The sequence below is a fragment of the Paraburkholderia sp. BGA-UO-ETr-F12 genome, assembly GCF_059567945.1.
In genome coordinates this window covers 131,955-153,813 of sequence record NZ_JCAQOZ010000062.1, presented here as the reverse complement: position 1 = coordinate 153,813, position 21,859 = coordinate 131,955, and the positions used below count along the sequence as shown (strand labels likewise).

The window sequence follows — 21,859 nt, the reverse complement described above, 5'->3', positions numbered from 1 at the left end:
CGGAATAAGCCATGGCCAAGCGGAATCAGGCGCGCGACGACGGGGAAGTGCAGGACCTACGCCCACGCCCGGTCAGGCTGACTAGCGACATGAGCCTGCCGAAGCTGTCGGCGGTCGAAATCGGCAGTTACGTGCTGATGCTGATCGGAATGTGGGCGGTCATCGAACTGCGGCTGCTCGGCGCCTTGCTGGCCGGGCTGCTCGTGTATCAACTCGTGCACACCATTGCGCCGCGCATCGAGCGGCATATGTCGAGCCAGCGCGCACGCTGGCTCGCGGTGGTGATTCTCTCGGCCGTGATAGTCGGCGCACTGACAGGGCTGACGCTGGGCATCATCGAGCACTTCGAGAACGACGTGCCGAGTGTGCAGAAACTGCTCGACCAGGCGATGCAATTGATCGACGAGGCGCGCGGCCGGATTCCGCAATTTATCGCCAACTATCTGCCGGTCGACACCGAGCAGATGAAGGCCAAGGCGACCGAGTTGATGCAGACGCACGCGAACATGCTGCAGCAAAGCGGCAAGACCGCGGCGCGCGCGTTCACGCATATTCTGATCGGCATGATCATCGGCGCTATCATCGCGGTCGGGGCGCAAAAGCATATGCACCGGCTGCCGCTATCCACCGCGTTCGTCACGCGCGTGGCCCGTTTCGCCGACGCCTTCCGCCGCATCGTCTTCGCTCAGGTCAAGATTTCCGCGATCAATGCGGTCTTCACCGGCATCTTCCTGCTGGTGATCCTGCCGATCTTTCACGACACCTTGCCGCTCTCCAAGACGCTGGTGCTGGTGACGTTTATCGCCGGCTTGCTGCCGGTGATCGGCAATCTGATCTCGAACACGATCATTGTCGCGGTGGCGCTCTCGGTGAGCTTTCCGGCGGCGATCATGTCGCTGATATTCCTGATCGTGATCCACAAGCTGGAATACTTCCTGAATGCGCGCATCGTCGGCGGTCAGATCGAGGCGCGCGCGTGGGAATTGCTGATCGCGATGCTCGTGATGGAAGCCGCGTTCGGCCTCCCCGGTGTGGTCGCGGCGCCGATCTTCTATGCGTATATCAAGCGGGAATTGATTTATCTGCGGCTGGTGTGAGCAGGCAGCAGCAAACAAAAAAACGGCCCCGAGGGGCCGTTTTTTTACGCTCAGAAGTCGAGGCGCGCGTTCAATGACAGCGTGCGCGGATCGCCCGGCGTCACGTAGTCCGCATACTGATATTGCCAGTAGCGGCGATTGAGCAGATTGTCGACCGACGCACGGAACGTCACGTCGTAGCCACCGATACGCGTGGCATAGCTCGCACCGAGGTTGACCAACAGGTAGCCCGGCGCATTGAGACTGGCGCTTGGACGCACGTTGGTATTGCCGGTGAATTTTGCGTCGGCGCCGATGCGCAAGCCCGGCACATACGGCACCGAGTACGCCGCATGACCCGCCACGACGAACTGCGGCGCGCCGGCCACGCGATTGCCGTTATTTGCCGCGCCTTTTTCGTACTTCGTGTTGATCCACATGAGATCGCCGCCGACATTCCAGTTCGAGCCCAGACGCACGTCGCCACCGAACTCCACGCCCTGAAAGATCGATTGACCGTCCTGCGTGAAGACGTTCGCACTGTTTGCGTATTCCGAGCCGCGTTCGATCCGGAACAGCGCGGCCGTCGCGCTCCAGCGCGCGTGCTCGCTCTTGATCCCGACTTCGTACTGCTTGCTGCGCAACGGCTTGAGCTGCACCCCGCGGTTCGCGTACGTATCGCCCACGATGCTGCCCGCTTCCAGCGATTCGACATAGCTGGTGTACAGCGTGGTGGTCGGCGCGAGTTTGAACATCAGCGCGACGGTCGGCGTCACGACGCCGTTCTGGCTATAGCTCGACGTGGTTGCGCCGGTAGTCGAATAACCGTGTTGTTCGTAGTTCGTATAACGCACGCCGCCGAGCGCCGACCAGCGCTGGGTCAGCTGGATCGTATCGCTCGCGAACAAAGCCTTCTGCGTGATGTCGCTGTTGCGATACGTGTAGTAATTCGGTGCGCTGTCGAAGGTATTGGTGTTCGGCTGATAGAGGTTGCCCGTGCCGAGCTGGCCGAAGAAACTGTTCGCGCCGTAGTCGTTGGTTTGCCGCTGATAAGCCGCGCCGAATACGAGTTGATGCTGGAACGGCCCGGTCTTGACGCTGCCCTCCGCCGACACCTGCCACAAGCTCAGCTGATGCCCTTCCTTGCCGGCGAAACGGCTATCCGTGTAATCGCCCGCGCTGTTCAGCAGGTAGTACGTGCTCTCGTTGCGATCACGCGAGCTTTTGCTGTAGCTGTAGGTCGCATTGAGCGTCCAGTCCGCGCTCAGGTTGTACTGCACGCCGGCGGTGTAGAGCTGCACATTCGTGTTCAGATGCTGGTCGGGGCCGGAGAGGTCGCCCGTGCCGCCGCTCAACGTGCGCGGCAAGCTCGTGCCCGGATATTGCGCCGTCGAGATCGCCCCGGTAATGCCGCTCGCATGACGTTCCTGATACAGCGCGCCGAAGCTCGCCTTGAGGTCGCGGGTGATACGGGCATCGAGTGCCAGCGACACGGAATCGCGCCGCACATTACCTTCGTTGTAGGTCTTGCCTTCTTCGTGCGTCGCATTCAGCCGGTAACCGAACACGCCGTTCGGGCCGACGCGGCCGCCGAGATCGGCGTGTTCGCTCCACACGCCGGCCGTTTGATAGCCAATGTCGATGCTGCGTACCGGTGCGGTCGAAACCGGCGGTTTTTTCGTCACGTAGTTGACCACGCCACCCGGTGCGCCGAAACCATACATGAAGCCGGTCAATCCCTTCAGCAGTTCCACTTTTTCGAGTTGCTCGTACGGCATCGTGATGCCGTAGCTGTTAAAGGGCAGACCGTCGATCTTGAAGCCCGACTGCCAGTCGAGTTGCATGCCGCGCACCGTCACATAGGTGGCCCATGCGTTGTAAGCGTTGCCGTTGTCGGTTACGGATGCGTCGGTGGCGAAAACATCGCCGAGTTTGGACGGCTGGCGATCCTGCAATTCTTCGCTGGTGACCACGGCGGTGGAGAACGGCGTGTCGAGTTGCGAGCGCGCGCCGAGCGCCCCACTGCTCACGTCTTCTTTCAGGTGCTGCGCCGTATCTTGCGTCGCTGTGACTTTGACAGTCGACAGCGCTTTTTCGCTTGCGTCCGGCGTCGCCTGGGTGACGGACGCCTGTTGCGCCCACACCCCATGACTCGCCGCAAATGCCAGACACGCCGCCAAGTGCAATGGCCGCACCATCAACCGTTTCGTCGGCTGCTTTACCCCGTTCTTTACGCTCATCGCTGATTCCGATTTTTCCAAGAAAATCATTCAAATGAGAATCATTCCCATTTAATAATGGCCGCGATGATGCCGAAGAATTATGCTAAATGTAAGCTTTTCCATGCGACATTTTGTCGCACATACGATGTCGATTTGGCCTGAAAGCCATGCCGGAAAGCGGTTCACACGGTATGAGCGAACGCGTTGCCCTGGCATCGCCGCGACGCACTTACGAGAAACTTGCAGTCGGCGGCACGATTCCATAAGATGAGAACAATTCCCATTTGCACTACGCCTTTGCTGTGATATTCCTTCAGGCTCCCCGCCGCTTTTCTCCGACTCAGCCATGAGGCGGCAACTCGTCCGCCTGCACCGCTGGTTCGGTATCGCCATTGCGCTGTTTCTGTTCATTGCCGGCCTGACTGGCGCGATCATCGCGTGGGATCACGAACTCGATGCGGCGCTGAACCCGTCCTTCTTCAAGGCGCGCGCCGTCGGCCCGGCGCTGTCCGGGCTCGAGTTGGCACGTCGCGTCGAAGCGGCTGATCCGCGTCTGCAGGTGACCTATCTGCCACTCACCGCCGAGCCTGGCCACACATTGCAAATGATGGTGCTGCCGCGCACCAACCCTGCCACGCATCAGCCCTACCCGCTCGACTTCAATCAGATCGCCGTCGACCCCGCCACCGGCGCCATACAAGGTCGCCGTGAATGGGGCGCCGTTTCGCTCGCGCCGCTCAATCTGATTCCGTTCATCTACAAGCTGCACTACACGCTGCACTTGCCGTTCACCCGCGGTATCGATACCGGCACGTGGCTAATGGGCATTGTCGGGATCGTGTGGCTGTTCGATAGCGTGATAGCGCTATGGCTGTCGTTTCCGAGCTTCAAGGCATGGCGCAAGTCGTTCGCGTTTCGCTTCGGGCGCGGCAGCTATGCGCTCACCTTCGATCTGCACCGCTCGGGCGGCGTGTGGATCTGGGGCCTGCTGGTAATCGTCGCGTTGACGTCCGTGTCGATGAATCTGTCGGCACCGGTCGTTCGGCCCGTCGTGTCGATGTTCTCGACGCTCACGCCCGATCCGATCAACAACCCCGAGATCCTGCGCAAACCTCAACCCGGCGATCAGGTCCTGAGCCGGGAGCGCATCGTGCGGCTGGCCGAGCAAGCCGGCAAAGCACAGAACCTGACTGTGCCGCCGGGTGGCGTCTACTACGCGGAACTCCTGCACGCGTACGGCGTCGGCTTCTACGCACCGGGCAACGACCACGGCGATCTCGGCCTCGGCAATCCGTGGATGTATTGGGACGCGGCCACTGGCAAACCGCTAGGCGCGCAGATTCCCGGCAAGGGCACTGCCGGCGACATCTTCATGCAGGTGCAATTCCCGCTGCACTCGGGACGCATCCTCGGTCTCGGCGGGCGGATTGTGATTAGCGCGATGGGGATTGCAGTCGCCGTGCTGAGCGCAACGGGACTGCTGATCTGGCTGAAGAAACTGAATGCGCGCCGCCGTTCGGCACAAAACGCACGGCTCGCACAGGGCGCGCAGAACGCGGGCGGGACCGCGATGCGCTCCTGATCCGCTGTTAGCGAAACACCACCGTCTTGCTGCCGTTCAACACGACACGATGCTCGACGTGCCACTTCACCGCGCGCGCGAGCGTCACGCATTCGACGTCACGGCCGATCGCCGTCAGTTGCTCCGGCGTCATGCTGTGATCGACCCGCTCCACTTCCTGCTCGATGATCGGACCTTCGTCGAGATCCGTCGTCACGTAGTGCGCGGTTGCGCCGATCAGCTTCACGCCGCGGTCGAACGCCTGGTAATACGGCTTCGCACCCTTGAAGCTCGGCAGGAATGAATGGTGAATGTTGATCGCGCGGCCGGCGAGGGATTCACACAGTTGCGGCGACAGAATCTGCATGTAGCGCGCGAGCACCACCAGATCGGCCTGATGCTCGTTGATCACTTCGAGCACGCGCGCTTCCTGCGCGAGCTTCGCGTCCGGCGTGCCGCCCAGCAGCGGGAAGTGATGGAACGGAATATCGTAACTGGCCGCGAGCTGATAAAACTCCTTGTGGTTCGAGATAATTGCCGGAATCTCGATACCCAATTGACCGGTGCGATAGCGGAACAACAGATCGTTCAGGCAATGGCCGATCTTCGACACCATGATGACGACGCGCGGCTTCACCGACGCATCGTGCAGCTCCCAGCGCATGCCGAACTGCTCAGCCAGCGTCGAGAACGACGTACGCAACGCGTCCAGACCCGGATCGCCGCCCACCTGCTGGAAATGCACGCGCATGAAGAACTCGCCGGTACGGCCGTCGCCGAACTGCGCGGAGTCGAGAATATTGCTGCCACGCTCGAACAGAAAGCCCGAAACCGCGTGGACGATGCCGGGCCGGTCGGCGCACGACAGTTTGAGGATAAAGCTGTGATCGGTCGACATGACCTGGGTGACTCCCTTCTTCAGTGCGTGATGTGTTCGGTGTGTTCTACTCGATGCAAAGTGCAGCCGGGGCGTGACGCAGCCGGTTCGTCACACCGGCGCCCGAGCCGCGCTTAACGCTACACAAATGCCGGCGGCGCGAACAATGTCTCGATACCCTGACAGGCGTCCTCATCGATCCAGCGGCGGCGCAGCAAGCAGTCCAGCGTGGCGAGACTCGCATCTACAGTCATCGCGCCTTCCTCGATCCAGGCCGCTACTTCGTCAATGCGCGCGAGCCTATGTTCGCCCACTTCCCCGTCCTGGTTGCGCGGCGCGAAGTCGGCCGGCAGCGCGAGGTCGTAGATGAAAATCTGCTCGGCCTGCGTGCCTTCCGGCAACGATTGCAGCACGTGCGCAGTGCGGCCGGCCGTGGCACGCGCGGCGATCTCCTCGGGAATGCCGGCTTCTTCCCAGCACTCCTTGACGATGGTCGCCTTGACGCCGAAGCCCCAGCCGATCCCGCCTGCCACGACATTGTCGAGCATGCCCGGGTCGGTTGCCTTGGTGTCGCTGCGGCGCGCGATCCACAATTGCGGGGCGGCCGTCCGCGGGGCGCCATCCGCGTATTCTACGACGCCGTTCAGATGCACCGCGTAGGTCATCACGCCAAAAAAGCGCGACGCCGCGCGCTCGATGTACGCAAGCGGCGGCGCATCGAATGCGTTACGGACCGCGTAGGTCTCGTTGCGCCAGCCGGGAATACGGCCGTCGGCGGCAAGCGCGCCGATCACGGAGCCGAGCGCCGCGCTGCGCAGATCGACGGTGTTGAACGCCGATGCGAGCACCACGCGCCTGCTGTCGATTTCAAACACATCGGGCCAGCGCGCGAGCAAGGGCACATCGGTCGAGCGGATCCAGCCGACCTGTTCGGCATCGATCCAGAACGGCAAATGCGCGCGGGCGTCGAAGCGGCGCGCGGCGGAGATGCAAGGCAAAGTCATTCAAAACTCCAAACTGTTCTTCTGGCGCGCTTCGTACCGGCGCTCGCGAGCCGCTCACTCAATCACTTATTCGATCACTTCGGCGGCCTCGCTCACATCAATCACGCAACGCGACACGAATCCCAATCGCGATGAACGTCGCACCCGCAAGCCGATCGAGCCACACACCCACGCGTGGCCGACGCTTCAGCCAGCCGCCAATCATCCCCGCGCACACGCCGAACAGCGAAAACACCACCACGGTCTGCAACATGAACAGCACGCCGAGTTCAAGCATCTGCACCGTGACGCTTTGCGTGCCGTGCGGCTGCACGAACTGCGGCAGGAACACGACGAAAAACAGCGTCACCTTCGGGTTCAGCAGATTGCCGAGCACGCTCTGACGGAACACCGCCATCAACGGTTGCGGCGCGCGTTCATGCGCGGTGGCGAGACCCTGGCTGCGCAGCGCCTTGATGCCGATCCAGATCAGGTACGCGGCGCCCGCCAGCTTGATCACTTCGAACGCAACCGGCGACGAGCGCAGCAGCGCGGCCACGCCAAGCGCGGCGAGCGTGGTGTGGAATGTGATACCGGCCGCAAAGCCGAGCGCGGCGACGAGGCCAGCCGCACGCCCCTGCGAGATGCCGCGCGCGAGCACTTGCAGATTGTCCGGACCGGGCGCCATCGTAATAGCGATCGAAGTAGCGAGGAACAACAGGAAGTTGGGCATATTTCTTACCTTCTTTATGTGCGGGAAGAAGTTCGCATGCAGCGCTCAATGGCCGCTGAATTCAGTCACGGTATAAAGCGGCAGCCCGCCGTTGCGCAGCAGGGCCGAGCCGCCCAGTTCAGGCAGATCGATAATCGCCGCACCTTCCACCACCACCGCGCCCAGTCGCTCGAGCAGAATCTTGCCCGCCATCATGGTGCCGCCGGTGGCGATCAGATCGTCGACGATCACGACACGGTCGCCCGGCTTGCAGGCGTCCTCGTGAATCTCGACGGTCGCGGTGCCGTATTCGAGCTCATACGACTGCGCGACCCGCTTGTAGGGCAGCTTGCCTTGCTTGCGGATCGGAATGAAGCCGAGGTTCAGTTCGTAAGCCAGAATCGGCCCGATGATGAAGCCACGCGCATCCAGCCCGGCGACGTAGTCGAGCTTCGAGTCGATATAGCGCTGAACGAATAGATCGATCAGCACGCGTAGCGACTTCGGCTCCTGCAGGAGCGGCGTGATGTCGCGAAACTGCACGCCCGGCTGCGGCCAGTCGGACACCGTACGGATGTGGCTTTTGATGTAGTCGGCCGCATCGAGCGGCGCGCTCGCGAGCGCGTTGGACATGATGTCTCCGGATGGACCTCGACAGGTCCGATGAAATGCCAATTCAGGTGCGGCCGGCGCAGGCATGGCTGCCCACGCAGCGCACGCAACGCCAACCGGCGAGATCATGCCACGCCGACCTTACGCGCTAGGCTGCGGCCGCGCCCGCCCGGCGATGCTTCGAAAGCCGCTCTTCGGCTTCGGCCAGCCGTTCGGGCAGACCGCGCAGCACCACAATGTCGCTCGCGCGCAGCTTGGTGGACGGGTCCGGCTCGACGCCGCGAATGCCGTGCCGCCGGATTGCCGTCACCTCGACGCCCAGATCGAACAGGCCCAATTCCGCCAGCGTGCGGCCCACGGCGTCCGAGTTTTCGTCGACCGGCACCGATTGTAGCCGCACCTGTTCGTGGCCGTCGTCGTCTTCAACGTCGTCCGCGCCGTGGAAATAGCCGCGCAACAGCGCATAGCGCTCGTCACGCATTTCCTCGACCCGCCGCACCACGCGCCGCATCGGCACGCCCATTAGCACCAGCGTGTGCGAAGCCAGCATCAGGCTGCCCTCGACGATTTCGGGAATCACCTCGGTCGCGCCGGCGGCCAGCAGCTTTTCCAGATCGGCATCGTCGACGGTACGAACGATCACCGGCAGCGTGGGTTCCAGCTCGTGAATATTGTGTAGCACGCGCAGGGCCGACGGCGTGTTCGCATAGGTAATCGCGATCGCCGCGGCGCGATGGATGCCGGCCGCAAGCAGCGATTCGCGCCGCCCCGCATCGCCGAACACCACCGATTCACCCGCCGCCGCGGCCGCCTGCACGCGATCGGGGTCCAGGTCCAACGCGACGTACGACAGCCCCTCGTGCTCCAGCATGCGCGCCAGATTCTGCCCGGCCCGGCCGTAACCGCAGATGATCACGTGCCCGCTTTGCTTCAGGCTCTGCGTCGCGATACGCGTCATCTGCAGGGACTGCATCATCCATTCAGTCGACGACAGCCGCAGCACGATCCGATCCGCGTTCTGGATCAGGAAGGGCGCGGCCAGCATCGAGAGCAGCATCGCGGCGAGAATCGCCTGCAACAGGGTCGCGTCGACGAGGTGCTTGTCGAGAATCAGGTTCAGCAGCACGAAACCGAACTCGCCGGCCTGCGCGAGGCCAATACCGGTGCGCATCGCGACGCCCGGCGACGCGCCGAACAGGCGCGAAAGCCCGGTCACCATCACCGCCTTCAGCAGAATCGGGCCGACCAGAAAGCCGAGCACGATGAACGGATGGTCCCAGATCACGCGCGGATTCAGCAGCATGCCGGTCGTGATGAAAAAGAGGCCGAGCAACACGTCGCGAAACGGCTTGATATCTTCTTCCACCTGATGCCGGTACGGCGTTTCGGCGATCAACATGCCGGCGATGAACGCGCCGAGCGCGAGCGACAAGCCGAATTTGTCCGTGATGAATGCCGCGCCGAGCGTGACCAGCAGCAGATTAAGAATGAATAGTTCCTGCGAACGGCGCCGCGCCACCACGTTGAACCAGCGCGTCATGAAGCGCTGCCCCACGATCAGCAGCAAGGCCAACGCCACGACGATCTTGATGGCCGCCACCCCGAGCGCGCTGGCGAGATCTTTCGAATCGCCGCCCAGCGCCGCAATGACGATCAACAGCGGCACCACCGCCAGATCCTGGAACAGCAGCACACCGAAGATATTGCGGCCATGCTCCGTTTCGATCTCGAGCCGCTCCGCCAGCATCTTGCTCACGATCGCCGTCGACGACATCGCCAGCGCGCCGCCCAGCGCCACGCTCGCCTGCCACGTGATATGCACCCAGCGCTCCAGCACGAAACCGAGCGTGACCGCCACGGCAATCGTGCCGATCACCTGCAACAGGCCGAGGCCGAATACCAGCCGGCGCATGGAGCGCAGCTTGGACAGCGAAAACTCCAGCCCGATGGAGAACATCAGAAACACGACGCCGAATTCCGCCAGGTTCTGCGCGCCCACCGAATCCGGAACCAGGCCGAACGCATGCGGCCCGACGACGATGCCGACCGTCAGATAGCCGAGCATCGGCGGAAGATTCAGAAAGCGAAAGATCACCACGCCCGCTACCGATGCAAGCAGCAGGAACAGCGTCATCTCGAGCGGGGAAATCATCGGCAAAAACGCATCGGTAAAGCGTCCTCGTTCGTCAGCGGAACCGCGCACGCAAAACGCCGTGCGACAAGGTTGTGGGGCCGTTAAAAACAGCGATAAAGGCAGTGGCTTGGGACAGCAGGCCCGGCGCGGCGAACAAGCGCCTTTGCTATACTCCGCGAATGATAGCGAAAATCAATGGCGACCGGGCACTTGCGCTCGCTCGCGACGTGCTCGACATCGAAGCGGACGCCGTGCGCGCGCTTTGCGATCAACTCGACGAGGGTTTCGTCGGGGCGGTCGACTTCATCCTGGGTTGCCGTGGGCGCGTCGTCGTTTCCGGCATCGGCAAATCCGGCCACGTGGCCCGCAAGCTCGCGGCCACGCTCGCCAGCACCGGCACACCGGCGTTCTTCGTTCACCCGGCGGAAGCAAGCCATGGTGACCTCGGCATGGTCACGGCAGACGACGTCTTCCTTGCGCTGTCCAATTCCGGTGAAACTGAAGAACTCGTCGCGATCCTGCCGCTCATCAAGCGGCTCGGCGCCAAGCTGATCGCGATGACGGGGCGCCCTTCATCGAGTCTCGCACAACTGGCGGACGTGCATCTGAATTCTGGCGTATCAAAAGAAGCCTGTCCGATGAATCTCGCGCCCACTGCCAGCACCACCGCCGCGCTCGCGCTCGGCGATGCGCTTGCGGTCGCGGTGCTGGACGCGCGCGGCTTCGGCCGCGACGACTTCGCCCGCTCGCATCCGGGCGGCGCGCTCGGCCGCCGCCTGCTCACTTATGTGCGCGACGTGATGCGCACCGGCGAACAGGTACCGAAGGTGACGCCCGACGCCACCGTGCGCGACGCGCTGTTCCAGTTGACCGCCAAGCGCATGGGCATGACCGCGATCGTCGATCGCGACGAGCGCGTGACCGGCATCTTCACCGACGGCGACCTGCGCCGCGTGCTCGAACGCGACGGCGATTTCCGCGAACTGTCGATCGCCTCGGTGATGACCGCCGGCCCGCGCACCATCGGTCCGGATCAACTTGCCGTGGAAGCCGTGGAACTGATGGAGCGCCACCGCATCAATCAGATGCTGGTCGTTGACGAAGCAGGCAAGCTGATCGGCGCACTCAACATGCACGACCTGTTCTCGAAGAAGGTGATCTGATGCCCGTCGCCCCCCTTACCGCCACTGAACGCGCGAGCCGCGTCAAGCTGATGATTTTCGACGTCGACGGCGTGCTGACCGACGGCGGCCTGCTGTTTACGGCGGAAGGCGACACGATGAAGGCGTTCAACTCCATGGACGGCCACGGCATGAAGCTGCTGCGCGAGGCCGGCATCGAAACGGCGATCATCACCGGGCGCAAGTCGGGCATCGTCGCGGCGCGGGTAAAGGAAATGAATATCACCCACGTCTATCAGGGCGTGCAGGACAAACCCCAGGCGTTCGCCGACCTGCTCAAGCAAACCGGCATGACGGCGGAACAATGCGGCTATATGGGCGACGACTGGGTCGACCTCGGCGTGATGCTGAAGGTCGGTTTCGCCGCGGCGCCGGCCAATTCGCATCCTGAAGTGATTGCCCGCGCCCATTGGGTCAGCGAGGCACGCGGCGGCCATGGCGCGGCGCGCGAAGTCTGCGACACCCTGCTGCGTGCGCAGCACAAATATGAAGCGCTGCTCGCGGCGGCCTGTAGCGGCGAACAGCGGGGCCTCGTCGGATGAATCAGTTTCGCTGGACCTCGCTGATTCCGCTCGTCGCAATGGCGGCGCTCGCCGGCATTACGTGGTGGCTGCTGCAAGCCACGCTGCCGCGGCCGAACGAAAGCCTGGTGCGCCCCAAGGAGCACACGCCCGACTACTTCGCGGACAACTTCTCGGTGTCCGAACTCGACCAGTCGGGCTCGACGCAGTACCGGCTGACCGCCCAGTCCCTGGTCCATTACGAGGATGACGAGTTGAGCGATCTGGTCAAGCCGGCCATGCGCGCGTTCCAGCCCGGCAAGCCGATCGTCACCGCGACCGGCGACACCGGCACGGTGAACGGCGACGCCTCGATCGTCAATCTGTACGACAACGCCCGCATCGTACGGGCCGCCGGCAACGGCGATCCGCAGATGCAAGCAGATTCGCAGCATTTTAGGGTGCTGGTCAACGACGATGTGATCGAGACCGAAAAGCCGGTTAAACTTCAGCGCGGCATGTCGGTGATGACTGCCAGCGGCATGAATTACAACAACGTCACCCGGGTGATGCAGCTGTTCGGCAATGTGAAGGGCGCGATTGCCGCGTCTGAAGGCTCCGCCAGCTCGCCCAAGCAACCCGGGTAATCCATTCCAGGCGTGACTGCATGAACGAATCGTTCCCCCGTTTTGACACCGGCCGCGCGCGTACCCTGTCCGCATGCCGCGCCGGACTCGCTGCGCTGCTCGTCGCGTTGCCGCTCGCCGGTTTCGCGCCGCTGGCGCACGCCGACCGCGCCGACAAGGACAAGCCGCTGAATGTCGAAGCGGACAACATGACTTACGACGACCTCAAACAGGTCAACATCTTCACCGGCCACGTGGTCGCCACCAAAGGCACGATCGTGATCAAGGCCGACCGGGTCGAAGTGACGCAAGACCCGCAGGGCTACCAGTACGCCACCGGCACGTCGAGCGGCGGCAATCTGTCGTATTTCCGCCAGAAACGCGAAGGCCTCGATGAATACATCGAAGGCACGGCCGTTCGTATCGACTACGACGGCAAACAGGATCTGACCACGCTCACCACCAACGCCACCGTGAAACGCCTGCAAGGTCTTTCGACGGTGATGGACCAGGTGCATGGCAGCGTCATCACCTATGACGGCCAGAACGACTTCTATACCGCGAAGGCGGGTAAAGACGTCGCGGGCCCAGGCAATCCGACTGGCCGCGTGCGGGCGATGCTGTCGCCGCGCAATGGCGGCCCCGCGCCGCTGAACGGCGCGTCGGCCACACTCGCGCCGTCCACCACGATCCAGGGAGCACCGAACCAGTGAGTTCCTCCGCCTCCCTCCCTAATCGCAAACCGGCCGGCACCAGCAGTTCGCTGGTGGTCCGCAACCTGAAGAAGCGTTACGGCTCGCGTACCGTCGTCAAGGACGTCTCGCTCGACGTGAAAAGCGGCGAAGTAGTCGGCCTGCTCGGCCCCAATGGCGCCGGCAAGACCACCTCGTTCTATATGATCGTCGGCCTCGTGCCGCTCGATGCGGGTGAAATCGATCTGGACGGAAAATCGATCAGCCTGCTGCCCATTCACAAGCGCGCGTCGCTGGGCTTGTCGTATCTGCCACAGGAAGCGTCGGTGTTCCGCAAGCTGACCGTCGAGGAAAATATCCGCGCGGTGCTGGAATTGCAGTACGAAGACAACGGCAAGCGGCTCAGCAAGGACACCATCACGAACCGCACCGAGGCCTTGCTCGACGAACTGCAGATCGCTCACCTGCGTGAGAATCCGGCGCTGTCGCTGTCCGGCGGCGAGCGCCGGCGGGTTGAAATCGCCCGCGCGCTAGCCACCAATCCGAGCTTCATTCTGCTCGACGAACCGTTCGCGGGCGTCGATCCGATCGCGGTGCTGGAAATCCAGAAGATCGTCAAATTTCTGAAGCAGCGTAATATCGGCGTGCTGATCACCGACCACAACGTGCGCGAGACCCTCGGCATCTGTGACCATGCCTACATCATCAGCGACGGCAGTGTGCTGGCCGCCGGCGCGCCGAGCGAAATCATCGAAAACGAAAGCGTGCGGCGCGTCTATTTGGGCGAACACTTCCGCATGTAAGTGCCCAAGGGATTACCGGCGGCGCGAACGCGCCCGCGCCGGGTCCTTTGCGGCATCCGCACATCAGCATTTTTGACCTGGGCCGTCCCGCGCCCGACGCTGGCGAAAACGGGCGCACGCGTAATTGCGAATGTCGCAATGTATCGCGGTCGTGGCAAACTCTCTACAATGAATCTCAACTTGCCATGAAAGCCAGCCTCCAACTCCGCCTATCGCAGCATCTTGCGCTGACCCCGCAACTGCAGCAGTCCATCCGGCTGCTTCAGCTGTCCACGCTCGAACTGCAGCAGGAAGTCGCAATGGCGATCTCGCAGAATCCGCTCCTCGAGAATGAGGACGATTGGATCGCGAGCCCCCTGCGCGTGGCGGCCGACGGTTCCCTGATCGCCCAGGCGCCCAATTCTTCGCCACCGTCGGACCAGATGGGCGGCAGTACGTCGTCCTCGTCCACCAGCAGCAGCGAGCGTGCCGAGAATGGCGAACCGCAGGGTGTGGACGAATACAACGGCCTCGCGAGCGACGGCAACGGCGATGCGTCGCAATGGAATCTCGACGATTACGGCCGCTCCGGCAATGCGTCGGACGACGACGATCTGCCGCCGCTGCAAATCCACGAATCGAGCACCTCGCTGCGCGATCACCTGATGGCGCAACTTCGCGTCACCCAGGCAAGCCAACGCGACCGCGCGCTGATCACCTTCCTGATCGAATCGCTCGACGACGACGGCTATCTTGCCGCCACGCTCGAAGAGGTGCTGGCCGATCTGCCCGATGAGCTCGAAGTCGACCTCGACGAAATGAATGCCGCGCTGGCGTTGCTACACAGCTTCGACCCGGCTGGGGTCGGTGCGCGCTCCGCGTCGGAATGTCTCAAGCTGCAATTGCTGCGGCTCGAGCAGTCGCCTACCCGCACACTTGCGCTGGACATCGTCGCCCATCATCTGGAACTGCTCGCGGCACGCGATTTCACGCGCCTGCGCAAGCATCTGAAGGCGAACGACGACGATCTGCGCGATGCGCATATTCTGATCCGCTCGCTCGAGCCGTTTCCGGGCGCTGCGTACGGCAAGGCCGAGGCCGACTACGTGGTGCCGGACATCATGGTGCGCAAAACGGCACAGGGATGGCAGGCGGAGCTCAATCCGGAAGTGGTGCCGAAGCTGCGTATCAACCATCTATACGCGAATATTCTGCGCAATAACCGTGGCGATCCGGGCAGTGGATCGTTGCGCCAGCAACTGCAGGAAGCGCGCTGGCTGATCAAGAATATCCAGCAGCGGTTCGAGACGATCCTGCGGGTCGCTCAGGCTATTGTCGAGCGTCAAAAGAGCTTTTTTGTGCACGGCGAAATTGCCATGCGCCCCTTGGTTTTGCGAGAAATTGCTGATACGCTGGGCCTACACGAGTCAACTGTCTCGCGTGTGACAACCGGTAAATACATGCTGACCCCATTCGGGACGCTTGAATTTAAGTACTTCTTCGGATCACACGTTTCGACTGACACGGGCGGCGCGGCCTCATCCACGGCCATTCGCGCGCTCATCAAGCAACTGATAGGAGCGGAAAACCCGAAATCTCCTCTTTCAGACAGCCGCATAGCCGAACTGCTGGCGGAACAGGGCTTCGTGGTCGCACGGCGTACCGTTGCGAAGTATCGCGAAGCGCTGAAGATTCCGGCAGTCAACCTGCGCAAGTCTCTGTAGCCCGCCGCCTCCCGCGACGGGCATTTACCGGCCGCTCCGCAGTTGGCGGACAGGCCGGCCGATGCGACCTGCCAGAAGTCAGTCACCGGGGGGCGACTCAGGCAAGCCGACAGATCGACCGGACCTTCGTCATCGTGCGGAACAAGCGGCCTCTAGCTTGGAGAAGCACTATGAATCTGCAGATCAGTGGACACCACCTCGAAGTAACGCCTGCGTTGCGCGAATACGTGATCACCAAACTGGATAGGGTGCTAAGACATTTCGATCAGGTCATCGACGGCAGTGTGGTCCTCTCGGTCGACAACCACAAGGAAAAGGAAAAGCGTCAAAAGGTTGAAATCAACCTGCATCTCAAGGGCAAAGATATCTTCGTCGAGAGTTGTGACAGCGATCTCTACGCTGCGATCGATCTGATGATCGACAAGCTCGACAGGCAAGTGATACGCCATAAGGATCGCCTGCAAGGCCATCAGCATGACGCGATCAAGTACCAGCCGGCGCCCCTACTGGACGTGCCGCCGCAATAAGGAAAATTAGAAGGCTTTTTTTACATTCCTTCGCTTTTTCCCAGTTGCCGTTATTTACCCCAGCCAAACCGCCCGAAACCGGGCGGTTTTTCGTTTCCGGGCCGCTTTCTCACCCCGCGGCACAAGTCGGATCAATCCTGCAAAGAAACCCATGAAGCATGGATGGCGCGCCGCACCATCCGTGGCTACCCTGTTCTATAATGTTCCGGTTACCATCGGGGTCAAGCTAGCTCATACGGAAATCGGTCTGCCGGAGTCCTGTGCTTTCGGACTCCAACGCACGTCTTCCGTGAGCATCAAACGAATGGAACGTCACTCAAACGCCCCAGCGAGGAGAACCCAGGCCACGTTTTCGCCTGTCAACATGAATCGTTTAGCCAAATTTCTTCCCCTCGAGAACGTCGTCGTCGGACTATCGGTCACCAGCAAGAAGCGCGTATTCGAGCAAGCGGGCCTGATCTTCGAGAACCAGAACGGCATCGCCCGTAGCACGGTCACTGACAATCTGTTTGCGCGCGAGCGCCTCGGATCGACGGGGCTGGGCGAAGGCGTCGCGATTCCGCACGGCCGGATCAAAGGCTTGAAGCAACCGCTCGCCGCGTTCGTCCGGCTCGCCGAACCCATCCCCTTCGAATCGCCCGACGGCCAGCCGGTCTCGCTGCTGATCTTCCTGCTCGTGCCCGAGCAGGCCACCCAGCAACACCTCGAAATCCTTTCGGAAATCGCCCAGTTGCTGTCCGACCGCGAGACCCGCGAGCGCCTGCACACGGAAGAAGACCGCGAATCGTTGCATCGCCTGCTCACTCAGTGGCAACCTTGATGCATCGGCGATTGTCCGCGCGCCGTTTACCCGCCTGCTCATGCAGCGGGTTACCCGCCGGCGTGCGGGTAACGCTGAGCAAGGAAAACGGTCCGCATTAGCGCCCCCCTTTGCCCGGCAAGCGGCCCACATTGGAGTCACTGACTCATGGATACGTCCAGCATCAACGCCCAGAGCATTTTCGACGACAACGCCGCCACGCTGAAGCTGAGCTGGCTGACGGGGCATGAAGGCTGGGAGCGCGGCTTTTCTTCGGAATCGGTCGCCAATGCCACGTCGAGCGCCGACCTCGTCGGCCACTTGAACCTGATCCACCCGAACCGGATCCAGGTGCTCGGCGACGCTGAAATTGACTACTACAAGCGCCAAACCGACGAAGACCGCTCGCGCCACATGGCCGAGCTGATCGCGTTGGAGCCGCCGTTTCTGGTGGTGGCAGGCGGCGTCGCGGCGCCCCCTGAACTGGTGCTGCGTTGCACGCGCTCGTCCACGCCGCTGTTCACCACCCCCATGTCCGCCGCCGCGGTGATCGACAGCCTGCGCCTCTACATGTCGCGCATTCTCGCGCCGCGTGCCACGCTGCACGGTGTGTTTCTCGACATTCTCGGCATGGGCGTGCTGCTCACCGGCGATTCCGGTCTCGGCAAAAGCGAACTCGGGCTGGAACTGATCAGCCGCGGCCACGGCCTCGTCGCCGACGACGCGGTGGATTTCGTGCGCCTCGGCCCGGATTTCGTCGAAGGACGCTGCCCGCCGCTGCTGCAGAACCTGCTCGAAGTACGCGGCCTCGGCCTGCTCGACATCAAGACGATCTTCGGTGAAACCGCGGTACGCCGCAAAATGAAGCTGAAACTGATCGTGCAACTGGTGCGCCGCCCCGACGGCGAATTCCAGCGGCTGCCGCTGGAAAGCCAAACCGTCGACGTGCTCGGCTTGCCGATCAGCAAAGTCACGATTCAGGTTGCGGCCGGTCGCAACCTCGCCGTGCTGGTCGAAGCGGCCGTGCGCAACACGATCCTGCAACTACGCGGCATCGATACGCTGCGCGACTTCATGGATCGCCAGCGTCTGGCCATGCAGGACCCGGACAGCCAGTTTCCCGGCAAGTTGATCTGAATCCGCGACACTCCGCGGCGCCGTGCCGGGGCCGCGAATGGCGGCTACAGCGGCACGCGCGCGGGGACCAGATGCTATGATGAACTGTACGGATTTCACGACCCCATGCGCATAATCCTGATCACCGGTATTTCCGGCTCCGGCAAGTCAGTTGCCCTGAACGCGCTAGAAGACGCAGGCTATTACTGCGTCGACAATCTGCCGCCGCGTTTTTTGCCGCAACTGGCCAACTATCTCGCCGACGACGGCCAGGAGCGCCTCGCGGTCGCCATCGACGCGCGTTCAAGCGCTTCGCTCGACGAAATGCCCGCGATGATCCGCGATCTGTCGCGCGCCCACGACGTACGGGTGCTCTTCCTGAACGCAAGCACACAGTCGCTGATTCAACGCTTCTCCGAAACGCGCCGCCGCCATCCGCTGTCCGGTTCCACCGCGCATGATGCGGACGTCGGCCTGTTGACGTCGCTCGCCGAAGCAATTGAACGCGAGCGCGAACTCGTGGCGGGCCTCGCCGAATTTGGCCATCAGATCGACACCAGCAATCTGCGCGCAAATGTGCTGCGCGCATGGGTGAAACGCTTCATCGAACAGGAAGATGCGGGGCTCGTGCTGATGTTCGAGTCCTTCGGTTTCAAACGTGGCGTGCCGCTCGACGCCGATTTTGTTTTCGACGTACGCACGCTGCCGAATCCGTACTACGATCATGAGTTGCGACCGCTCACGGGCCTCGACAAACCGGTGATGGATTTTCTCGACGCGCTGCCGGTCGTGCACGAAATGATCGACGACATCGAGAAATTCCTCGTCAAATGGCTTCCGCATTTCCGCGACGACAATCGTAGTTACCTGACAGTCGCGATCGGTTGCACGGGCGGCCAGCACCGCTCGGTGTTTATTGCTGAGACGCTTGCCGCGCGTCTCGCAACGTCGGCGAATGTCATTGTGCGGCACCGCGATGCGCCGGTTCCCATCGGCGAATCATCGAAGTTAGTGGCTTAACCGGCCGCGTCGCGCGGCCTCAACTCGAAGCGTTGCGCCATGTCTTCTTCTACTGTGCTTGCCGATGTGCCGCTGTTTCCGCTGCATACGGTGCTGTTTCCCGATGGACTGCTGCCACTGAAAATCTTCGAAGCGCGCTATCTCGATATGGCGCGCGACTGTCTGCGTGACAAGACGCCGTTCGGCGTATGTCTGCTGAAGAGCGGCGCCGAAGTGGCACGTGCCGAAGAGCCTTCGGTCCCCGAAGCAATTGGCTGTCTCGCCGAAATCGAAGAGTGCGATGTCGAAGCGTTCGGCATGCTGTTGATTCGGGCACGAGGCACGCGACGATTTCGCCTGCTATCGCATCGCGTAGAGGCGAGTGGCTTGCTCGTAGGCATGGCCGAGCCGCTTGGAGAAGACATTCCGCTCGAGGGTAATGAGCAACTGGCCAAATTCGGCGCGTGCGCGGAAGTGCTCGAACGGATTATCGCTACGATTAGAGAGCGGGATCCCGATAGCCTGCCGTTCGCTGAGCCGTTCAGGCTCGAAGATCCGTCATGGGTATCGAACCGGCTCGCGGAAGTTCTGCCGATTGCCCTTCGCGCACGACAAAAACTAATGGAATTGCAGGACGCAGGCGCGCGAATCGACGTGGTTCATCACTATATGCAGCAGCATCAACTGCTTTGATGTGACGTGCGTTTTACGGTGATTGCCTAGATCAACGAGCCCTGCAAGCCGTCCAGCAGTTTGCGCACCGGCGCGGGCACGCCGAACGAGTCAAGATCGCTCAGCGGGACCCATGCGGTATCCGCGTCGCCTAGCGCGGAGAATGCACTCGCGCTGCGATCCAGTTCAACCAGCCGCGGCTCGATATCCAGCTTGAAATGCGTGAAAACATGCGTGAGCGGTGCGAGCGGCGAAGCTGCTCCGTCGCCGCCGAAAGCACGCGCACGTTCGGCGAGCGCGGCTTCGTCGGCGGCTTCGGGCAGACTCCACAAGCCTCCCCAGATGCCCGACGGCGGACGCTTTTCCAGCATCACCGCATTGCCGTCGCGTAACACCAGCATCCACGTGCGGCGCGTCGGCACGGCCTTCTTTGGCCGTGCCGTGGGCAGCAAACGCTGACGTCCGGTCACGTTGGCCACGCAGTCGACGGCGAACGGACAGCGCAGACAATCCGGCTTGCCGCGCACGCACAAGGTTGCGCCGAGGTCCATCAGACCTTGCGTGTACGCACTGACATCGTCTTCCGATGCGTTGGACGGCAACAGCGATTCCGCCAGCGCCCACATCGCATTCTCGACTTTCTTTTCGCCTGGAAAACCTTCGACGCCAAATACGCGCGCCAGCACGCGCTTCACGTTGCCGTCGAGAATCGTGGCCCGCGCGCCGAACGCGAACGAGGCAATCGCAGCTGCCGTGGAGCGGCCGATGCCAGGCAATTCCGCGAGTTCATCGGTAGAAGCGGGAAACGCGCCGCCATGCTGTTCGACGACCACCTGCGCGCAGCGGTGCAGATTGCGCGCGCGCGAGTAGTAACCGAGGCCGGCCCACAAGGCCATCACATCGTCCGCCGGCGCGGCGGCAAGCGAGGCGACATCCGGACAACGCGCAAGAAACCTTGCGTAGTACGGAATCACCGTCGACACCTGCGTCTGCTGCAGCATGATTTCCGACAGCCAGATGCGATATGGATCACGCGTGTTCTGCCACGGCAGATCATGACGGCCATGCTGGCGCTGCCACGCAATCAGCCGCGCGGAAAAATCAGACATAAGCGGGAAAGCTTGAGCAGCGGACGGAGCAGACGGGCGTAAGCGAGATGGCATTGAAAATTAGCGCTGGCAGGTGGGACAAAAATACGTGGAGCGCTGCCCCTGCACGATCTGTTTGATCGGCGTTCCACACACACGGCATGGCAGCCCCGCGCGATCATAGACGAAATAGTCGAGCTGGAAGTAACCGCTTTCGCCATCGCTGCCGACGAAATCGCGCAGCGTGCTGCCGCCCTTCTCGATCGCGGCGGCGAGCGTGACGCGCACCGCGTCCGCCAGCAAATCGTAGCGCACGAGCGAGACGCGACCCGCCGCGGTGGCGGGCCGGATACCGGCGCGAAAAAGGCTTTCGGATGCGTAGATATTGCCCACCCCGACCACGATCTCGCCCGCCAGCAACGCCTGCTTCACCGATACCTTGCGTCCGCGCGTCAGCCGGTGCATCAGCGCGCCGGAAAAACCCGGCGAAAACGGCTCGACCCCGAGCCCCGCGAGCAATGGGTGCTCGAGCACGTCGCCGGCTTCGCGCGGGTGCCACAGCACCGCGCCGAAGCGGCGTGGATCGCGATAGCGCAAAATGAATTCGTCGAAAATCCAGTCGATGTGGTCGTGTTTCGCCGCGGCCGGCGGATGCGGCACATGACGCAACACACGCAGCGTGCCGGTCATGCCGAGATGCACCATGAACCAGCCGGCGTCGATTTCGAACAGCAGATACTTGCCGCGCCGCTCGACCTTGCGCACCACGCTGCCGCGCAAGGTTTTCGCAAGGTCCGCCGGAATCGGCCAACGCAGCGCGGGCGTGCGCACATCGACGCGTTCAACCTTGCGCCCGGACACATACGGTTCAATTCCCCTTCGGGTAACCTCAACTTCTGGCAACTCTGGCATGTCTAACTGGTGTGCAACTTGCGTGAGTGGTTGTGCGCTTATTGTAGCGAGCGCGTTACAATCG

Annotated in this window: 21 protein-coding genes; 13 read left to right on the top strand and 8 right to left on the bottom strand. The window is 62.3% G+C overall.

Going from position 1 to position 21,859, the window contains the following annotated elements:
- The first annotated feature begins 11 nt into the window (after positions 1–11).
- On the top strand, positions 12–1,097 hold the full coding sequence (locus AC57B6_RS30740; RefSeq protein WP_028199103.1) for an AI-2E family transporter: 1,086 nt from the start codon (positions 12–14) through the stop codon (positions 1,095–1,097).
- Between the two features lie 50 nt (positions 1,098–1,147).
- Here the strand turns inward: AC57B6_RS30740 and AC57B6_RS30735 are convergent, their stop codons facing one another.
- Positions 1,148–3,316, bottom strand: a complete 2,169-nt coding sequence (locus tag AC57B6_RS30735; protein ID WP_496422730.1) for a TonB-dependent siderophore receptor — start codon at positions 3,314–3,316, stop codon at positions 1,148–1,150.
- Positions 3,317–3,644: 328 nt separating this feature from the next.
- Here AC57B6_RS30735 and AC57B6_RS30730 point away from each other — a divergent pair, with 328 nt between their 5' ends.
- Positions 3,645–4,880 carry a PepSY-associated TM helix domain-containing protein gene (locus AC57B6_RS30730; protein ID WP_046566891.1) on the top strand — a complete coding sequence of 412 codons (1,236 nt, stop codon included), beginning with the start codon at positions 3,645–3,647 and terminating at the stop codon, positions 4,878–4,880.
- 7 nt (positions 4,881–4,887) lie between these two features.
- On the opposite strand, the gene purU is transcribed toward AC57B6_RS30730, so the two are convergent.
- From purU to AC57B6_RS30705, 5 genes are all read right to left on the bottom strand, one after another.
- Positions 4,888–5,757 (bottom strand): formyltetrahydrofolate deformylase, encoded by an 870-nt coding sequence (gene purU, locus AC57B6_RS30725; protein WP_028199100.1) that lies wholly within the window; start codon positions 5,755–5,757, stop codon positions 4,888–4,890.
- Positions 5,758–5,876: 119 nt separating this feature from the next.
- A complete protein-coding gene (locus AC57B6_RS30720) occupies positions 5,877–6,740 on the bottom strand; it encodes an NUDIX hydrolase (RefSeq protein WP_496422729.1) in 864 nt (287 codons plus the stop codon).
- A 97-nt stretch (positions 6,741–6,837) separates the two neighbouring features.
- Positions 6,838–7,452 carry a LysE family translocator gene (locus AC57B6_RS30715; RefSeq protein ID WP_028199098.1) on the bottom strand — a complete coding sequence of 205 codons (615 nt, stop codon included), beginning with the start codon at positions 7,450–7,452 and terminating at the stop codon, positions 6,838–6,840.
- Positions 7,453–7,497: 45 nt separating this feature from the next.
- A complete protein-coding gene (locus AC57B6_RS30710; RefSeq protein WP_106352028.1) occupies positions 7,498–8,064 on the bottom strand; it encodes an adenine phosphoribosyltransferase in 567 nt (188 codons plus the stop codon).
- Between the two features lie 127 nt (positions 8,065–8,191).
- On the bottom strand, positions 8,192–10,195 hold the full coding sequence (locus AC57B6_RS30705; protein WP_028199096.1) for a monovalent cation:proton antiporter family protein: 2,004 nt from the start codon (positions 10,193–10,195) through the stop codon (positions 8,192–8,194).
- Positions 10,196–10,356: 161 nt separating this feature from the next.
- Between AC57B6_RS30705 and kdsD the strand changes: the two genes are divergently transcribed.
- From kdsD to AC57B6_RS30650, 11 genes are all read left to right on the top strand, one after another.
- A complete protein-coding gene (kdsD, locus tag AC57B6_RS30700; protein ID WP_028199095.1) occupies positions 10,357–11,340 on the top strand; it encodes an arabinose 5-phosphate isomerase KdsD in 984 nt (327 codons plus the stop codon).
- Entirely contained in the window at positions 11,340–11,900 is a 561-nt protein-coding gene (locus AC57B6_RS30695) for a KdsC family phosphatase (RefSeq protein WP_030099919.1), read from the top strand. Before kdsD ends, AC57B6_RS30695 begins: the two co-directional genes overlap by 1 nt.
- The gene (gene lptC / locus AC57B6_RS30690) at positions 11,897–12,505 is read left to right on the top strand and encodes an LPS export ABC transporter periplasmic protein LptC (RefSeq protein ID WP_028199093.1); all 609 of its coding nucleotides are present in this window, start codon (positions 11,897–11,899) and stop codon (positions 12,503–12,505) included. Before AC57B6_RS30695 ends, lptC begins: the two co-directional genes overlap by 4 nt.
- Positions 12,506–12,525: 20 nt before the next feature.
- Positions 12,526–13,197: a lipopolysaccharide transport periplasmic protein LptA gene (gene lptA / locus AC57B6_RS30685; protein ID WP_028199092.1), complete on the top strand. Its 672-nt coding sequence runs from the start codon at positions 12,526–12,528 to the stop codon at positions 13,195–13,197.
- Entirely contained in the window at positions 13,194–13,979 is a 786-nt protein-coding gene (gene lptB, locus AC57B6_RS30680) for an LPS export ABC transporter ATP-binding protein (protein ID WP_028199091.1), read from the top strand. Before lptA ends, lptB begins: the two co-directional genes overlap by 4 nt.
- Before the next feature lie 185 nt (positions 13,980–14,164).
- Complete coding sequence (locus AC57B6_RS30675; protein WP_496422728.1) at positions 14,165–15,682, top strand: RNA polymerase factor sigma-54; 1,518 nt, start codon at positions 14,165–14,167, stop codon at positions 15,680–15,682.
- 170 nt (positions 15,683–15,852) lie between these two features.
- The gene (hpf, locus tag AC57B6_RS30670; protein WP_028199089.1) at positions 15,853–16,209 is read left to right on the top strand and encodes a ribosome hibernation-promoting factor, HPF/YfiA family; all 357 of its coding nucleotides are present in this window, start codon (positions 15,853–15,855) and stop codon (positions 16,207–16,209) included.
- A 304-nt stretch (positions 16,210–16,513) separates the two neighbouring features.
- Positions 16,514–17,029, top strand: coding sequence for a PTS sugar transporter subunit IIA (locus AC57B6_RS30665; RefSeq protein WP_081833202.1), 516 nt, complete (start codon positions 16,514–16,516; stop codon positions 17,027–17,029).
- Between the two features lie 147 nt (positions 17,030–17,176).
- Positions 17,177–18,145, top strand: a complete 969-nt coding sequence (gene hprK, locus AC57B6_RS30660; RefSeq protein ID WP_007179412.1) for an HPr(Ser) kinase/phosphatase — start codon at positions 17,177–17,179, stop codon at positions 18,143–18,145.
- 105 nt (positions 18,146–18,250) lie between these two features.
- A complete protein-coding gene (gene rapZ, locus AC57B6_RS30655) occupies positions 18,251–19,144 on the top strand; it encodes an RNase adapter RapZ (protein ID WP_028199087.1) in 894 nt (297 codons plus the stop codon).
- A 39-nt stretch (positions 19,145–19,183) separates the two neighbouring features.
- Positions 19,184–19,816 carry an LON peptidase substrate-binding domain-containing protein gene (locus AC57B6_RS30650; RefSeq protein ID WP_028199086.1) on the top strand — a complete coding sequence of 211 codons (633 nt, stop codon included), beginning with the start codon at positions 19,184–19,186 and terminating at the stop codon, positions 19,814–19,816.
- Between the two features lie 26 nt (positions 19,817–19,842).
- On the opposite strand, the gene mutY is transcribed toward AC57B6_RS30650, so the two are convergent.
- A complete protein-coding gene (mutY, locus tag AC57B6_RS30645) occupies positions 19,843–20,958 on the bottom strand; it encodes an A/G-specific adenine glycosylase (RefSeq protein WP_496422727.1) in 1,116 nt (371 codons plus the stop codon).
- Between the two features lie 6 nt (positions 20,959–20,964).
- Positions 20,965–21,795 (bottom strand): bifunctional DNA-formamidopyrimidine glycosylase/DNA-(apurinic or apyrimidinic site) lyase, encoded by an 831-nt coding sequence (gene mutM, locus AC57B6_RS30640; RefSeq protein ID WP_496422726.1) that lies wholly within the window; start codon positions 21,793–21,795, stop codon positions 20,965–20,967.
- Positions 21,796–21,859 lie beyond the last annotated feature (64 nt).

Coding starts and splice junctions, on each gene's coding strand:
- AC57B6_RS30740 (WP_028199103.1), top strand. CDS start 12: ATGGCCAAGCGGAATCAGGCGCGCGACGACGGGGAAGTGCAGGACCTA.
- AC57B6_RS30735 (WP_496422730.1), bottom strand. CDS start 3,316: ATGAGCGTAAAGAACGGGGTAAAGCAGCCGACGAAACGGTTGATGGTG.
- AC57B6_RS30730 (WP_046566891.1), top strand. CDS start 3,645: ATGAGGCGGCAACTCGTCCGCCTGCACCGCTGGTTCGGTATCGCCATT.
- purU (WP_028199100.1), bottom strand. CDS start 5,757: ATGTCGACCGATCACAGCTTTATCCTCAAACTGTCGTGCGCCGACCGG.
- AC57B6_RS30720 (WP_496422729.1), bottom strand. CDS start 6,740: ATGACTTTGCCTTGCATCTCCGCCGCGCGCCGCTTCGACGCCCGCGCG.
- AC57B6_RS30715 (WP_028199098.1), bottom strand. CDS start 7,452: ATGCCCAACTTCCTGTTGTTCCTCGCTACTTCGATCGCTATTACGATG.
- AC57B6_RS30710 (WP_106352028.1), bottom strand. CDS start 8,064: ATGTCCAACGCGCTCGCGAGCGCGCCGCTCGATGCGGCCGACTACATC.
- AC57B6_RS30705 (WP_028199096.1), bottom strand. CDS start 10,195: ATGATTTCCCCGCTCGAGATGACGCTGTTCCTGCTGCTTGCATCGGTA.
- kdsD (WP_028199095.1), top strand. CDS start 10,357: ATGATAGCGAAAATCAATGGCGACCGGGCACTTGCGCTCGCTCGCGAC.
- AC57B6_RS30695 (WP_030099919.1), top strand. CDS start 11,340: ATGCCCGTCGCCCCCCTTACCGCCACTGAACGCGCGAGCCGCGTCAAG.
- lptC (WP_028199093.1), top strand. CDS start 11,897: ATGAATCAGTTTCGCTGGACCTCGCTGATTCCGCTCGTCGCAATGGCG.
- lptA (WP_028199092.1), top strand. CDS start 12,526: ATGAACGAATCGTTCCCCCGTTTTGACACCGGCCGCGCGCGTACCCTG.
- AC57B6_RS30675 (WP_496422728.1), top strand. CDS start 14,165: ATGAAAGCCAGCCTCCAACTCCGCCTATCGCAGCATCTTGCGCTGACC.
- hpf (WP_028199089.1), top strand. CDS start 15,853: ATGAATCTGCAGATCAGTGGACACCACCTCGAAGTAACGCCTGCGTTG.
- AC57B6_RS30665 (WP_081833202.1), top strand. CDS start 16,514: ATGGAACGTCACTCAAACGCCCCAGCGAGGAGAACCCAGGCCACGTTT.
- hprK (WP_007179412.1), top strand. CDS start 17,177: ATGGATACGTCCAGCATCAACGCCCAGAGCATTTTCGACGACAACGCC.
- rapZ (WP_028199087.1), top strand. CDS start 18,251: ATGCGCATAATCCTGATCACCGGTATTTCCGGCTCCGGCAAGTCAGTT.
- AC57B6_RS30650 (WP_028199086.1), top strand. CDS start 19,184: ATGTCTTCTTCTACTGTGCTTGCCGATGTGCCGCTGTTTCCGCTGCAT.
- mutY (WP_496422727.1), bottom strand. CDS start 20,958: ATGCCATCTCGCTTACGCCCGTCTGCTCCGTCCGCTGCTCAAGCTTTC.
- mutM (WP_496422726.1), bottom strand. CDS start 21,795: ATGCCAGAGTTGCCAGAAGTTGAGGTTACCCGAAGGGGAATTGAACCG.